The following is a 13,978-nucleotide window of genomic DNA, read 5'->3' on the forward strand; positions in this document are numbered from 1 at the left end:
GGCGTTAGGTAAGGTTATCCTTGGCTAGTCAAGGTGACCTTAACTTATGCAGGTCACCGCCATCAGGACCAGCCAAGGTTCACACGAGAAAGTTCCGGTCATGTTCATCGCCGCATTCCTGGTCGGCCTCCGCGAAGGCTTGGAAGCATCCCTCATCGTCGGCATGCTCTTCGCTGCTATCGCACGCCGCAAAAACGACGGCAGCAGGAACACCGGAACCGCAGAAGCATCCCGCACCGTATGGGTCGGTGTGATCTCCGCCGCTGTGATCTGCACCGCGCTCGGCGCCCTGTTCACATTCGGACGCTACGGCTTGTCGTTCCGGGCACAGGAAGCCATCGGCGGCATCATGTCGCTCATCGCAGTGGCCATGATCACCGGCATGATCGTCTCCTTGAGCAACGAGAACGGCAAGCTGCGCACCATGCTCGACGACAAGACCGGGACCGCGCTGGCCAAAGGAAAGCAAGCGATGTTCTGGCTCGCGTTCGTCGCCGTCGCCCGCGAAGGCATCGAGCTCACGCTGCTGCTCTGGGGCTGGACCACCACCCCGAGCGCAGTCACCGGCGCGTTCCTGGGCATTGGCATCGCCGTTGTGATGGGGTGGCTGATCTACCGCGGCGCGTTGAAGCTCGACCTGGGCACGTTCTTCACGTGGTCCAGCGCGCTTCTCATCATCGTCGCGGCGGGCATTCTCGCCTACGCCATCCACGATCTCCAGGAGGCGCAGTTCCTCCCCGGCCCCTTCTCCGGCGCGCCCATCGCCCCGACGCACCCGCGCACCGGCGAGGTTCTCACCGGCTTCGATTCCTACCCGTTCTGGCTGGCGTCCTTCCCGTTCGGGTGGGCGTTCAACCTCGAAGGCGTCATTGATCCTGCCGGCATCACCGCCACGCTGTTGCAGGCGTTCACCGGCTTCATGCCCCAGATGTCCTGGCTCCAGGTCATCGGGTGGGGCGTGTACATCGCCATCATCGTGCCCATCTTCATCGGTCACGTGAAGGCGGGGCGGCAAGGAGACGTCGATAAGCGCGAAAGCGAAATGGCCGCCACCCACCCGACTCACGAAGAAAACGCACGAAAGGTACCACTATGAAGCGCTCCCCTGCCCTGATCGCCGCTGTGGCTCTCACCCTCCCGCTGGCCGGGTGCGTGGAGAACAGCTCGGGCGACGCCATCGAGGTCCAGGCGAAAGAAGACGCCTGCCAGGTGGCCACGGATTCCGTGGAATCCGGCACCAGCACCTTCTCCATCACCAACGAAGGTGAGCGCGTCACCGAGTTCTACGTGCTCGCCGACGACGGGTTGCGCGTGATTGCCGAGCGCGAGAACATCGCGCCCGGGTCCACCGCGGAGCTGACAGTGCAACTCGAGCCGGGCAACTACTTCACAGCCTGCAAGCCCGGCCTGCGCGGGGCCAACGTCGGCCAGAGCGAATTCACCGTGACCGGTGAGCCGATTCAGTACGACGAATCCGACGAGAAGCGCTTCAACGAGGCGCGCGACAACTACGTCGCCTTCGTCCAGAACGAGGTCGCGGAATTGCTGCCCAAGGTCGAGGAATTCGCCGAGGCATACGCCGCCGGCGACGACGAGAAGGCTAAGGCGCTCTACCCCACGACCCGCGTGCACTACGAGCGCATTGAGCCGGTCGCCGAGGCGCTCGGCGTTCTCGACGCCCGCATCGACTACCGCGAAGTGGACTACATCGCCGAGGCCGACGAGTTAAAGGAAGACGACCCGTCGTTCACGGAGTGGCTCGGCTTCCACCGCATGGAAAAGGACCTCTGGCCGCCTGCTGAGGACGCGAAGAACGCCGACGGCGCACCCGCCCGCGAGGGCTGGGAGCCGTCCACGCCGGAGCACCGCCGCGAGATCGCCGACACTCTCATCGCCGATGTGGAGCAGCTGAACACCACCGTCAACGCGGACAACTTCATCGAGGACCAGGACATCACCGCCGACACCGTCTCCAACGGCGCGATGGGTCTGCTCGAAGAGGTGGCCACCACCAAGGTCACCGGCGAGGAGAACTGGTGGTCGCACAAGGACCTCTACGATTTCCAGGCAAATATCCAGGGTTCCCGCATCGCCTTCGACATGGTCAAGGGCATCGCCGCGGAGCGCGGTGAGGAGGGCAAACAGCTTATCGACGACATCGAGTCCCGCTTCAACGACATCCAAGAGCTCCTCGACCAGTACGGCAGCCTGGAAACCGGATTCGTCGACTACGATCAGGTGGACGCTGGCGAGCAGGCGAAGCTGACGCGTTCCCTGGACGCCCTGCGCGAGCCGCTGTCCAACCTGACCGGCACCGTCCTTGGGCTCAATGTCGATGCGGGAGATGAGTCCTAAATGGGCAAGTTCAACCGGCGTTCGTTCCTGGCGCTCGGCGGCGTGAGCGCCGCTGGGGCCGCTGCCGCCGCATGCTCGCGGGAGGACGGCTCTTCTTCGCGTGGCGGCGACATCGACGGCGCCGCGCACGAGGAGATGATCATCGACTTCGCCGGTGAGCACCAAGCGGGCATCATCAGCCCGATGCAGAACAACCTGCACTTCGCGGCCTTCGACATGAACGAAAAGGCGGACAGGGACGACCTGATCGACCTTCTCACCCGCTGGACCGATGCCGCGCGCCGTCTTACACTCGGCGGCGAAGTCAGCTCGAAGGGCGCGTTCGGCGGCGGCGAGAATTTCCCTTCGGATGACTCCGGTGAGGCATACGACCTCGGCCCCGCGGCCCTGACCATAACTATCGGTTTCGGGCGCAGCCTGTTCCGCGATCAATTCGGTTTGACGGACAAGCTGCCCAGCGAGTTCACCGACATGCCGCCGATGACCAACGACTTCCTCAACCGCGAGCGGTCCGACGGCGACCTGTGCATTCAGGCCTGCGCCAACGACCCTCAAGTGGCCACGCACGCCATCCGCAACCTGACGCGCCTGGCCGTGCCGGACGCAGTGCTGCGCTGGTCCCAGATCGGTTTCGGTAAAGCCGCCGTGACCACGCGCAATGAAACCACCCCGCGCAACCTCTTCGGGCAGAAGGACGGCACGGCGAATATCCGCGCCGAGGACACCGATGCACTCGATGAGCACGTGTGGATCCCGGCGGACTCCTCCCAAGCCTGGGCGGCTGGTGGCTCGTACCTGACGGCCCGGCGCATCGCCATGAATATCGAGGTCTGGGACACCCTGCAGCTTTCAGAGCAGGAGCGCGTCACCGGCCGCGACAAGGTCGTCGGCGCACCGCTGACCGGCACTGACGAATACGACGAGCCGGATTTCAGCGCCACCAACGAGCGCGGCCGCCCCGTCATCGACCACGGATCGCACCTGTTCAACGTCCACCCCGACCAGAACGGCGGGATCCGCATGCTGCGCCGCCCGTTCAACTACGTCGACGGGTCCAACGACCAAGGGCGGCTTGACGCGGGGCTATTCTTCATCGCGTTCACGCGCACCGTCGACCGGTTCGCCACCGTGCACCAGTCGATGTCGCGGGACGAGATGTTCCTCGAATACCTCAAGACCACCAACACCGGCACATACCTCGTCCCGCCTGGAGTGGGCGAGACAGGCTTCGTGGGCGAGGGGATGTTCGCCTAAGGGGTGGGGTGGGTGCGCTGCCAGGTGCCGTCGATAAGCGCGATTGCCCCTGCGTCCTCGAAGGCGCGCAGCCACCCCTCCATCGGCCACGTGCCCCATTTGCTGTGGAAGACCTCGGCGTTGCGCAGGATATCGTCGAGGTGCTCCCACGGCGGAGAAGAGACCGGATGCCACTGGTGGTAAGCGTGGGCGCCGCCGACCCACAGAAGGTCGATACCGTGCTCGCGCAGGTTCCACGCGAAGTCCGTGTCCTCCCCGCCGTAGCCCGAGTACGCTTCGTCGAAGCCTCCGAAACTATCGACGATCTTCTCCCACGTTCCCGCGGTGCACGCAAAGGACAGAGACCAGAACAGGTTGTAATCCTCCGCCCGCTGCACCTCGCCCGCCGGCGGGTTCGGCCGCGCCGGGTGGGGGTCCGGATCCACGGTGCGCAGCTCACCCTCCTTCATGTAGGTGACGGGACCTGCGACGACAGCATCCGGGTGCTCCGCGAGCGCCTTCATATACAGCGGGACCAAGTCCCCGCCCGCGACGCAATCGGCGTCGAGGAACACAATGATGTCGTTACCGCGCGCGACCGCCTCGGCCGCTCCCCTGTTGCGCGCGCGGGCGAGGTTCGGATGGCTGGTGGTGTCCTGCTTATCGCTATCCATGGGAATCACGTGGCTCTTGGGCACCGCTTTCTCCAGCGTCTTGTGGTCTGCGAGAGCGACAGTGATGTGGTCCGTGCCCTCAGGCGCGAGGTTGACCTGGTGGGTGAGGTGGTTGACGCGACCCGCGTTGGCCAGCGTCACAATCGCCGCCTTCGCGTCCGCAGGGTCTGCGGCGACATGAGCGATGACCTCGGCTGCCCGGCGCGCGGACCCGTCAGTCTCCCAGCGGGACCAGTCGGCGTTCAGCTCGCGTGTAGCGGCGAGCACACCCGGCCACTCCTCCGGCGCCGGGAAGCGCGCGGGCACGACGGCGAGACCTTCGCGGGCGAGCAGCTGGGCGGACGTCTTCTGCTCGATGAACGGCCGCGGCTGCGGGAGGATCACCGCTGGGGCGCCCAGGTGAGCGATGTCCGCAATCGAGTTCTGGCCGCCCGCGGCCACCACGACGCCCGCAGAGGCGATCAGCTCCGTCGGGTCGTCCACACGGTTCTCCCCGGTCAGGAACGTGAAGTGGTAGTCGGGGCAGGCCGCCGCCACGGCGTCCCAGTCCCCCGGCTCCCACGTCGACCCGCCCTGGCCGGCCATGACCACGACGTGGTGCGGGTCACGCTCGGGTTCCTGCGCCGGATCGGGCCGCTGGAGCCTGGTGATCCCGCCGACCGGGTGGAGCCGGTCCGAGTGCATGCGCATGTGCTCCGGCACCGGCACCCAGGACGGCCACGCGGCGATAATGGCGTCGGACTGGCGGTAGGCGAGCTGGTGCGGCGGGTCATCCCGCAGCCCGGGCATAGCCAGCGTGATCACGGGCACGCCCATGAGACGCAGGAACATGCACATCTCGGCGGAGACGTCCACGTAGAACGCCGCCGGATCATTCTCAGCCACCCAGGAAGCGACGGCCGCGAAGCGTTCCCGCAGCCCGCGGTTGCCGTACGGCGCGTAGTGGAGGGTGCCGCCGGCGGTCATCGCGCGGCCGGAGTGGCCGTGGCCCGCGTCATCCGCGATCACCACATCCGCTCCCGGTGCGGTGGACAAGATGGCGGCGTCCCAACCCAATTCGTGCAGTTCACGCTGGATCATCCGGCAGCGCTGAATGTGCCCGCTGCCGTGGTGGTGCGAATAAATGCCGATGAGTTTGTTCACCGCACAATCACCTCCCGGTAGAGATCGATGTAGCGTCGCGCCGTCTGTGTCAGACTGTGGTTCTCCACCACCCAGGCGCGAACTTTGGCTCGGTCAGTGTGGAGCGCCCGGTGGATCGCACCGGCAAGGCCCACCACATCGTCCGGTTTGACCAGCACAGCAGGAGCGTCTGCGAGCAGTTCGCCCATCCCGCCTCGGTCGAAGGCCGCCACTGGCGTGCCGCACGACATGGCCTCAAATGCCACCAGCCCGAACGGTTCCTCCCAACGCGGTGTGACCACGCAGACGGCATGGCGGCCAACAAGGCGGCGCAGCTCCGCGTGGGAGAGCTCCCCCACCCAGCGGATCAGCTGGCCGTCGAGCCGCGGGGCGATCTGCTCCTGGAAATAGGCGTGGTCGCCCTTCCGGCCGGCGATCGTGAGCGGCAGGCCGAGCAGACGGCACGCGTCCATGGCCAGGTGCAAGCCCTTCTCCGGGACGATGCGGCCGAACCACACCGCGCCGTCACCACCAGGGCCGGCAGCCCAGAGGCGCACGTTCACACCGTTGGGGATCACCTCAACCGGGGAGGGCATGTCCCAGCTGCGCGCCGTGGTGGTGCTCACCGCCGCGAACCGTCCGGCCAGCTCACCTGCGGCGTCCACCACCTCCTGGATTTCCGGCAGCTGCGGCGTGTGCAGCGTAGTGAGCATCGGCAACGGCTCCGGAGAGGCCACCGAGGGGAACATTGCGGGGCTGAGGCTGTTGTTGTGCACCACATCGTACTGCTGCGCCACGAGGTGTTCACGCAGGTCCAGGAACGCCTGCTCCTCGCGCTCCTTTTCGCCGGCCGGGTAGCCGGTGTCCGTGGCGTGTTCGAGGTTGGAGCCCCAGTCCACGCCGGGCAGCTCGAAGCCTTTCACGTTGCCGTCCGAGCCCTTTGCCGCGTAGAAGTCCACCTCGTGGCCCTCCTCGCGCAGCGCTTTGACCATGGTGTGGCAGAACGCTTCCAGCCCGCCGGCGTACGGCTCGCGGATAGGGTACCGGGCGGGCGCGACGAACGCGATGCGCAATTTCGGGGTGCTCAACACGTCGCCCGCGGCGGGAAGAGTGATCGTCATCGCCCCTCTCCCGCATCGAGTGCGGCCGCGTAGATGCCCGCGTGAATTTGCTTGATCGCGCGCAGCTGCGCGCCGCGGTCGCCGCGGTACGGCACCGGGCCGGCTGCGAGGAGCTCGGCAGCGGCGCGCCCCGCATCGGTGCCGTCGCCTGTGCGGTACACCGACACAGCCTCGGACGCGTCTGCTTGGTCGGCGTAGCAGCCGCAATCAGGGACTGCGACGCTCACTCCCAGGTCGCGGCACATCTCCAGCCAGCCAGAGTGCGTCCCCCGCACGTACGGCAGAATGCACACTCGGTGGGAGGCGACAGCGGGGTGCAGTTCATGGTCGTTCATGGGGGTGTGACGGACGGGGGTGATGCCGTCGATAAGCGAAAGCTCTTTGTGGAGCTGAAGGGTCGCATCGACGTCGTGCATGTACACGGTGAGCGGAACACGCGCGGCGATTGCGCGGTAGAAGTCCGCGTCCGCGACGGCGTTGGCTCGCAGCGATTTAAGGAATATCGCGGCATCCGCGTCCGCTTCCACATCGGGCGGTTGCTTGACCACGGCCGGGTGCCCCACCACCGCCACATCCTCCCGCCCGTAGCGTTGCGCGATGGTGGCCGCCGCTGACTCGGTGAGCGTGACCACCTGCTTGGCAGCGCGGACGAGCACCCCCACATTCGCGCGGTGGCGTTCCTGGTCAACCGGATCCGACAGGTGCGGATTGTCCAGATCGTGCACTGTGACGACAAGCGGCACCGGCAGCGCATCCACCAGCTCTTGGAGCTGCTCCGGGGTGCGGTGCTCGTACCCGAAGTGGATGTGCACTAGATCCACATCACGCGGCGTGTCCCACCACTCGGCTTCCAGCGCAGGGTGCGGCCACCAGTTGCCGTCGATGTCGGGGTCGGGGTGAAAGCTCACTCCTTCAGGCTTAATCGCCTGCGGGTAGACATGTTCCGCAGGGATCGAGAGAACTTTCATTCCACCGCCCTTCACGTGCTGCTCGCAATAGTTGGGACCGGCCCAGGTGGGTCGGCCCGTTTTACGTACCTAATATAAACGCTCGCGCACCTATAGGCACAGTGCCCGAGATTCGCTGCTGTTTGCGCAGCTATATTGGGGGACCATGCCGTTTCTCACTGTCGTCGGTAATTGCCAGGCCGAGTCCCTGCGCCGTCTCATCTCATCCGCCGGGGACCTCGAGTCCACCCGCATCGCCCCTGTTCACGAGCTCGAACCGGAGGACATGGAGTGGTTCGCCGACATGCTCGCACGCACCGACATCCTGGTCACCCAGCCCATCCGCGACGACTACCGCGGTCTGCCCGTGGGCACCTCGCAGACGCTGGCGCAGCTGCCCCGCGGCGCGCGCCACGTGATCGTGCCTGTCCTGCGTTACGACGGCCTCATGCCCTACCAGGCCATCATCCGCGACCCGGCGGACTCCTCTCAGGACCCGCCGGTGATCCCGTACCACGACCTACGCATCCTGGCCGCCGCCGCGCGCGGCCTGGATGAGCCTGTCTCCCACCGCCCCGCCGCCGAGGCGTACCGCCGGACCGCCGACATGTCTGTGGAGCAGCTCCGCTCCCGCGAGCAGCGCCATGGCTCGGTGCTGGTGTCCGACTACCTGGAAACCGCGCCTGTTTGGCACACCGTGAACCACCCCGACAACGCGACTCTCGCTGTCGTTGCCTCCCGCGCCCGTGAGACTCTCGGTTTGGGCGGGGACATCGAATTGCCCGACTACGAGATGCTCGGCGAGCTCGACGCTCCCATCGACGCCCACGCCGCCTCCGCCCTGGGCGCCGACGTGCCCGAACGCACCACCTGGACCCGTCGCGGCGCCGGGGAGATCCCCTGGGACGAGATCGTCGCCGCCCAGCTGGCGCATTTCCGTGCACGCCCGGCGCTGGTCCAGCACGGGCTGGAACGCCACGCCGAGCGCATCGAGGCGCTGGAGCTGCTGCGATGAGCCAGCCCGCTCACCTCGTTGTCGGGCCCGACGGGCACGGCGTGACGGAGTACGCGCTGGCCCTCGCTGCGGTGGCTGATGCCCCCGTCATCCGGGAAGAAGAGTTCAGCGGTGCGCCGCTTCCGGCCGGCTTCATCCACACCACGTTCACCGACCACCTCTTCGGCCCCAGCCCGGACGCCGCCGTGGACAATCTGCTCGCCCGCGCCGGACAGCGCCCCTTCAGCGTCAGCTTCCACGACATTCCCCAGCCGGAAGAAGGCCAGGAACGGTTCGCGCGCCGCGCCCCTGCCTACCTGCGCCTCGCCTCCGCCTGCGCTGAATCAGGCGGCGTTGCTGTGGCCAATTCGGACCACGAGGCCCGCTTTTTCCGTTCCCGCGGCGCCGACGTCTCCGTCGTGCGCCTGCCCATCCCCCATGTGGAATCCACGTTCGCCCCGGAGCCGGGCACCGTGGGTGTGCTCGGCTTCCTCTACCCCGGTAAGGGCTACGAGGACCTCATCGACGCGTTGGCTGGCACCGATTACCGCCTGCGTTTCTTGGGATCCGTATCCTCCGGCCACGAGGACTGGGCGGACGGTCTGCTCCAGCGCGCCATAGCCGCTGGACTGGACGCGGAGATCACCGGCTGGCTCACCGACGACGAACTCGCCGCTGAAATGGGCCGCATCAGCGTCCCTGTCTGCGCCCATAGGCACTTCTCCGCCTCCGGTTCTCTGATGACGTGGCTGGGGGCCGGCCGGCACGTGCTGGCCACCGATTCGGATTACACCCGCGAGATCGACACCTGGTTGCCCGGGCGCATCACGCTCGTCGACCCGCCCGCGCCCGGCGGGTGGCGGGCAGCCGTCGACGCCTTCACTGCGACCAGCCCGGCCACCCCACCATCGTGGACGTGGGAGAACGTCGCCGCACAGTGGCAGACGCTCTGGGAGACCCGCGCATGATCAGCGTCGTCATCCCGCACTACAACGCCCCCGAGCACCTCGCCCGGGTCGTGGAGGCCGTCCGCACGCAGGACGTTGCCGACGAGGTGGAAATCATCGTCGCCGACGACGGGTCCGACCACGTCCCCCACGTGCCCGACGCGACGGTGGTCTCCCAAGACGACCTCGGCTTCCGCGCCGCGGCCGCACGCAACCTCGGCGCGTCCCACGCCCGCGGCGAGATTCTCGCTTTCCTCGACGGCGACACCATCCCCGAACCCGGCTACCTCGCCGCGGCCGCACGCCACGTTGCGGCCGACTCGCGCGCCGTGGTCGTGGGCACCCGGCTGACAGGACCGTCACGCACCGAGCCCCAATGGCTTATCGACGCCTGGTCTACCACCCACCACCTCTCCACCCCCGACGACACCTCCTGGCGTTTCATCATCTCCTCCGTGCTCACCTGCTCGAGGGACTTCTTCGAGCGCATCGGCGGTTTCGACGGCTCCTTTATCGGCTACGGCGGCGAGGACTGGGAATTCGGGTTCCGCGCCTGGAATGCCGGCGCGACCTTCGTTCACGAACCCGCCGCTGTCGCCGTCCACGACGAGGACGATTTCGGCGGCCGCTTCCCCGACCCCGCAGAGGAAGCGCGTGTGAAGAATGTGGAGACCACGGCCCTCGCCCACCGCATCACGCATCCCATCGCACGCCCGTCCGGTGTCCGCTTTGGCACCACGGATCTCAGCGTGTACCTCGCCCACCACCCCGAATTCGACAGCCCCGGTGTCCTCGAGCTGGTGGTCAGCTCCTGGCTCGCCCTCGACGCCACCATTTATCTCAACTCCGCCCTGGACATCCCCGATCTCTTCCGGACAGATCCCCGCGTGCGCCTCTATCCCGCCACCGGCTACAGCTCCATCTCAGACCACCGCATCTCAGTCGATGTCGACGGCGCCTTCGTCCTCGACAGCGCCGAGCGGTTCCACCGCTTGCTCCGCGAGACGAAAGACGGTTTATTCGTCCAGCTCTCCCCCTCACATTCCTCGACTTCCCCGACGCTGACCATCCGCTCGCACCGCTCACGCATTCTGCGTACCCTCCCCCGCACGCTCGACGGGTCCGACAGCTCCCTCGCCGAATTCGGCCTTTCGCTCTTTGACGGACCGGTCCGCCTCGAGCGCCGCTTCGCTGGCTGGTAGAACTAGGGTTTGCCCTGCCTTATTGAAGATGAGATAGTCAGACCGTGAAAACCCTCAAGGCCTTCGGAAAAGTCCTGCTCTGGGTGCTGGCTGCCCTGCTAGTGCTGGTGCTCGTGGTGCTTGGCCTGCGCGCATTCAACGGACATGAGTACCCGATCACCAGCTTGAACGACGAGAGCTTCAGCGACGACAAATCCTCCTACGCAACCTCGGACCGGATAGCCGCGATCGAGGGCAAGTATCTCAACGGCTTCCACTTCCGCCCAGAGGAGAAGAAGCACAAAGGCGTCATCGTGGTCTACGGCGGATCGGAGGGGTCCCCGGACTACGACCGGGCATCGGCGCTTGCCGACGACGGCTACGAAGTCCTCAGCCTGTTCTTCTTCGGCCAGCCCAACCAGGCACCATCTCTCGCCAATGTTCCGCTGGACCAATTCGACGAAGTCAGGGACTACATCAAAGAGAATGCCGAGGATGAAGGGCCGGTAACGGTGATTGGCACGTCGAAAGGCGCTGAATTCGCGGAGCTGCTCGCTGCTAAGGGATTCGCCGTCGATAATGTGGTGGCTTTCGCACCGGGCCACTATTCGTACAGTGGCCTGGATTTCTCCAGCGGCGAGGACCTGCCCTCCTTCACCAGCCGCGGCAAGCCGGTTGAATGGGCGTCCTTCAGGAAGGCCTCCATTACTGCAGGCGCGAAAGTCATGTGGGACATGGCCACGAAATACCCGGTCTCCTACCGCTCAACATATGAAAGCGCGGCAAAGAATTCGGACGATAGTGCGCGCATCAATCTGAGCAATTTCGACGGGAATGTTCTGCTCTTCGGCGGCGAAGACGACCAGATGTGGCAGTCCGATGTCGCGGCCCGTGCGCTAGCGGAGCAGGGCGGGAACATCGAGGCACACGTCTACCCCCGTGCCGGGCATATTTTCGCGTACTTCCCCAATTCCGAGGAGATGCCGAACGGCTGGCAGATCATGTTCGGTGGCACAGCCGAGGGAAACCGAGCCGCCCACGACGACACGGAGAGGATACTGCGCGAGCGGCTCGCGCAGTGGCACGGCTAGCTCACGCAGTTCGGCGGTAGGCGCGCAGAAGGCGGCGGATATCCCCGATGAGTTTCCCGCGCATCACGTCGCGCCACCCCGCACGGATCACGGTGAGTCCCAGACTCTGCAGCTGCTTCTGGCGCTCCAACTCCGCAAGCATCACGTCCGTGGGGGCTCCGTACGTGCCCTCGTATTTGAGCCGACCGTCAAGCTCAACGACGAGCCACCCGTTGATCAGCATGTCAACGACCGCCCGGCAATACTCACCGAACGGCCCGGCATATTCAAACGCCACCTGAAACTCGATCTTCTCTAACTCTGGGATATTCGCCCGTAACACCGCGTCGCGGCCGATCGTCTCCAACGGGCTTTGCGATGTCCCCGCGCTCCATCGCACCAGTCCCTCAAACCCCCGGATCCCGTTAGCCCTGGGTAACTTGCTTTTGATCGCATCCAGCAACGTTTCCTGCGAAATGCGCTGGTGAAAACGCAGATGCTCCAACGGCACCAGCGCCTCGCGACGTCCGTAGTAGCGGTAGATGTCGAACAGCACCTGGATTGGATGCACAGTCGCAATGCCATTGCGTTCTTGGACGAGGTCAGGATTCAACCGTCCGCTGCGATAGATCACTCGTGGGTCTTTCGGCTGCTTTCCCGGTTTCGCCCCCGACAGATACCGCAGGTCCACCGCCTCCACCCACCCCAAGGTGGGAAGCCCCAGTGCGAGCGCGGCAGCTGGTCCCGTAGCTGCCGCACGGGGAAAGACGGCTGCGATCTGCCGAATCTCTTCCAGGCTCATCCCCTGTTGTTTGCTGTGTTTCCCCCTCACACTTTCCAATGATTCCTCTTCTAGGGCGGTCGCGTGAGGAAAGAGTGTCCATTTGAGTGGACACTTTCGCCCCCCATAGGTGAAGTTAGTCCCGTTGCAGTGTGGCGCCACACCAGCCACAGCCGACCTGGCCTTTTGGGGAGCCCATCTCGGACGGGACTAACCGCGCTGAGCACGACGGGACTAACTCAACCTCAGCGCCCATCGAAAACCACCGAAAAACGACCGGAAACCCGAAAAACCCGCTCCGGAGAGCGGGTCAGGCGAAGCAGCGCGGAACTAGCGCGGAACTACAGCGTCTTCGGTGCCGGGATCGCCTCGGTCTCGCCGGTCTCCTCGTAGCGGGCGAGGATGTCGATGCGGCGCTGGTGGCGCTCCTCCACCTGGTGGTCCGGGCCGATGCCGACGAAAGCGTCGACGATAGCCAGGGCCTCCTCGAGCGAGTGCATCCGGCCGCCGATGCCGATGAGCTGGGCGTTATTGTGCTCGCGCGCGAGCTGCGCAGTCTCAACAGACCACGCGAGAGCGCAGCGGGCACCCTTCACCTTGTTCGCGGCGATCTGCTCGCCGTTGCCCGAACCGCCTAGGACGATGCCCAGCGAGGACGGGTCGGCGACGGTCCTCTCGGCGGCGGCAATGCAGAACGCCGGGTAGTCGTCCGCGGCATCGTACTCGTGTGCGCCGCAGTCGATCACCTCGAAGCCCTTAGCCTTGAGGTGCTCGGCAATCTGGTTCTTCCGCTCGAATCCGGCGTGGTCCGCTCCTAGGTAAATACGCATGGCGCCCAGCCTACGGGAACTTCACGTCGCACATCCCGCGCCGGCGCGGGCCGCACCGGAACGATTTAGACCTGCGGCGCCTCGGTGCGGGAACGCTTGAGCTCGAAGAAGTACGGGAACTCGGCCAGGCCCACGGCGTGGTCGAAGAGCTTGCCGGCTTCCTCGCCTTCCGGCACGCGGGTGATCACGGGGCCGAAAAAGGCGGTGTCGCCCAGCTTGATCACCGGGGTGCCCACCTCGTCGCCGACAGCGTCCATCGCGCCCTGGTGGAAGCCACGCAGCTGCTCGTCGTACTCCTCGGTGTTCGCCACGTCGGCGTAGGAGGCATCGAGCCCGACCTTGTCGAGAGCCTTAGAGATGATCTCGTCGTAGGCGCCGTAACCTTTCTTGCCGCCCTCGCCGCCGGGGTGCACGAGGGTGCCCATGGCGGTGTACAGCTCGTCGATCTTCTCCGGTGCCTCTGCCTTCACCTTTGCGAAGACGCGCGCCGGCCCCCAGTTCGCTTCCATCGCCTTGGCGTAGTCGGCGGGGATGTCGGCGCCGTCGTTGAGCACGGACAGGGACATGGGGATCCATTCGACGTTCACGTCGCGGACCTTCTCCACTTCCTTCATCCAGCGCGAGGTCTGCCAGCAGAACGGGCACGCCACGTCGAACCAGAAAGTCACTTGCTCGGTCATAATCCACTCCTCTAGAAATTGGTAACGCCTCCAACGGTACGTT

13 protein-coding genes are annotated in these 13,978 nt (G+C 65.7%); 7 read left to right on the forward strand and 6 right to left on the reverse strand.

The window, feature by feature from the left end:
- Positions 1 to 46: 46 nt before the first annotated feature.
- The 3 genes from QYQ98_RS03790 to QYQ98_RS03800 are packed head-to-tail and all read left to right on the forward strand — an operon-like array spanning position 47 to position 3,609.
- Positions 47 to 1,096: an FTR1 family protein gene (locus tag QYQ98_RS03790; protein ID WP_302007430.1), complete on the forward strand. Its 1,050-nt coding sequence runs from the start codon at positions 47 to 49 to the stop codon at positions 1,094 to 1,096.
- Positions 1,093 to 2,355, forward strand: coding sequence for an iron uptake system protein EfeO (gene efeO, locus QYQ98_RS03795; protein ID WP_302007431.1), 1,263 nt, complete (start codon positions 1,093 to 1,095; stop codon positions 2,353 to 2,355). Before QYQ98_RS03790 ends, efeO begins: the two co-directional genes overlap by 4 nt.
- Complete coding sequence (locus QYQ98_RS03800) at positions 2,356 to 3,609, forward strand: Dyp-type peroxidase (protein ID WP_302007432.1); 1,254 nt, start codon at positions 2,356 to 2,358, stop codon at positions 3,607 to 3,609.
- Here QYQ98_RS03800 and QYQ98_RS10080 read toward each other — a convergent pair.
- The 3 genes from QYQ98_RS10080 to QYQ98_RS03820 are packed head-to-tail and all read right to left on the reverse strand — an operon-like array spanning position 3,606 to position 7,473.
- Complete coding sequence (locus QYQ98_RS10080; protein ID WP_367881638.1) at positions 3,606 to 5,405, reverse strand: galactosyltransferase-related protein; 1,800 nt, start codon at positions 5,403 to 5,405, stop codon at positions 3,606 to 3,608. The two genes, QYQ98_RS03800 and QYQ98_RS10080, sit on opposite strands and share 4 nt — an antisense overlap.
- Complete coding sequence (locus QYQ98_RS03815; protein WP_302007433.1) at positions 5,402 to 6,505, reverse strand: glycosyltransferase family 4 protein; 1,104 nt, start codon at positions 6,503 to 6,505, stop codon at positions 5,402 to 5,404. Before QYQ98_RS03815 ends, QYQ98_RS10080 begins: the two co-directional genes overlap by 4 nt.
- Positions 6,502 to 7,473: a glycosyltransferase gene (locus QYQ98_RS03820; RefSeq protein ID WP_302007434.1), complete on the reverse strand. Its 972-nt coding sequence runs from the start codon at positions 7,471 to 7,473 to the stop codon at positions 6,502 to 6,504. Before QYQ98_RS03820 ends, QYQ98_RS03815 begins: the two co-directional genes overlap by 4 nt.
- A 145-nt stretch (positions 7,474 to 7,618) precedes the next feature.
- Between QYQ98_RS03820 and QYQ98_RS03825 the strand changes: the two genes are divergently transcribed.
- From QYQ98_RS03825 to QYQ98_RS03840, 4 genes are read left to right on the forward strand one after another with little or no spacing between them, the layout of a single operon-like run.
- Positions 7,619 to 8,467: a WcbI family polysaccharide biosynthesis putative acetyltransferase gene (locus QYQ98_RS03825; RefSeq protein WP_302007435.1), complete on the forward strand. Its 849-nt coding sequence runs from the start codon at positions 7,619 to 7,621 to the stop codon at positions 8,465 to 8,467.
- The gene (locus tag QYQ98_RS03830; RefSeq protein ID WP_302007436.1) at positions 8,464 to 9,414 is read left to right on the forward strand and encodes a glycosyltransferase family 1 protein; all 951 of its coding nucleotides are present in this window, start codon (positions 8,464 to 8,466) and stop codon (positions 9,412 to 9,414) included. The genes QYQ98_RS03825 and QYQ98_RS03830 overlap by 4 nt, the downstream gene beginning before the upstream one ends.
- Complete coding sequence (locus QYQ98_RS03835) at positions 9,363 to 10,595, forward strand: glycosyltransferase family 2 protein (protein ID WP_302007437.1); 1,233 nt, start codon at positions 9,363 to 9,365, stop codon at positions 10,593 to 10,595. The genes QYQ98_RS03830 and QYQ98_RS03835 overlap by 52 nt, the downstream gene beginning before the upstream one ends.
- Before the next feature lie 44 nt (positions 10,596 to 10,639).
- Positions 10,640 to 11,665, forward strand: a complete 1,026-nt coding sequence (locus QYQ98_RS03840; protein WP_302007438.1) for a dienelactone hydrolase family protein — start codon at positions 10,640 to 10,642, stop codon at positions 11,663 to 11,665.
- Between the two features lies 1 nt (position 11,666).
- Here the strand turns inward: QYQ98_RS03840 and QYQ98_RS03845 are convergent, their stop codons facing one another.
- From QYQ98_RS03845 to QYQ98_RS03855, 3 genes are all read right to left on the reverse strand, one after another.
- Positions 11,667 to 12,446 (reverse strand): hypothetical protein, encoded by a 780-nt coding sequence (locus QYQ98_RS03845; protein WP_302007439.1) that lies wholly within the window; start codon positions 12,444 to 12,446, stop codon positions 11,667 to 11,669.
- A 320-nt stretch (positions 12,447 to 12,766) separates the two neighbouring features.
- The gene (locus QYQ98_RS03850; protein ID WP_302007440.1) at positions 12,767 to 13,255 is read right to left on the reverse strand and encodes a ribose-5-phosphate isomerase; all 489 of its coding nucleotides are present in this window, start codon (positions 13,253 to 13,255) and stop codon (positions 12,767 to 12,769) included.
- A 65-nt stretch (positions 13,256 to 13,320) separates the two neighbouring features.
- A complete protein-coding gene (locus QYQ98_RS03855; RefSeq protein WP_302007442.1) occupies positions 13,321 to 13,935 on the reverse strand; it encodes a DsbA family protein in 615 nt (204 codons plus the stop codon).
- Between the last annotated feature and the right edge of the window lie 43 nt (positions 13,936 to 13,978).

The organism is Corynebacterium sp. P3-F1 (assembly GCF_030503635.1).
Classification (GTDB): Bacteria; Actinomycetota; Actinomycetes; order Mycobacteriales; family Mycobacteriaceae; genus Corynebacterium.

Excerpts from the sequence above, each read along its gene's own strand:
- QYQ98_RS03855 (WP_302007442.1), bottom strand. The coding sequence starts at position 13,935 with ATGACCGAGCAAGTGACTTTCTGGTTCGACGTGGCGTGCCCGTTCTGC.
- efeO (WP_302007431.1), top strand. The coding sequence starts at position 1,093 with ATGAAGCGCTCCCCTGCCCTGATCGCCGCTGTGGCTCTCACCCTCCCG.
- QYQ98_RS03800 (WP_302007432.1), top strand. The coding sequence starts at position 2,356 with ATGGGCAAGTTCAACCGGCGTTCGTTCCTGGCGCTCGGCGGCGTGAGC.
- QYQ98_RS03830 (WP_302007436.1), top strand. The coding sequence starts at position 8,464 with ATGAGCCAGCCCGCTCACCTCGTTGTCGGGCCCGACGGGCACGGCGTG.
- QYQ98_RS03820 (WP_302007434.1), bottom strand. The coding sequence starts at position 7,473 with ATGAAAGTTCTCTCGATCCCTGCGGAACATGTCTACCCGCAGGCGATT.
- QYQ98_RS03850 (WP_302007440.1), bottom strand. The coding sequence starts at position 13,255 with ATGCGTATTTACCTAGGAGCGGACCACGCCGGATTCGAGCGGAAGAAC.
- QYQ98_RS03825 (WP_302007435.1), top strand. The coding sequence starts at position 7,619 with ATGCCGTTTCTCACTGTCGTCGGTAATTGCCAGGCCGAGTCCCTGCGC.
- QYQ98_RS03845 (WP_302007439.1), bottom strand. The coding sequence starts at position 12,446 with ATGAGCCTGGAAGAGATTCGGCAGATCGCAGCCGTCTTTCCCCGTGCG.
- QYQ98_RS03790 (WP_302007430.1), top strand. The coding sequence starts at position 47 with ATGCAGGTCACCGCCATCAGGACCAGCCAAGGTTCACACGAGAAAGTT.
- QYQ98_RS03815 (WP_302007433.1), bottom strand. The coding sequence starts at position 6,505 with ATGACGATCACTCTTCCCGCCGCGGGCGACGTGTTGAGCACCCCGAAA.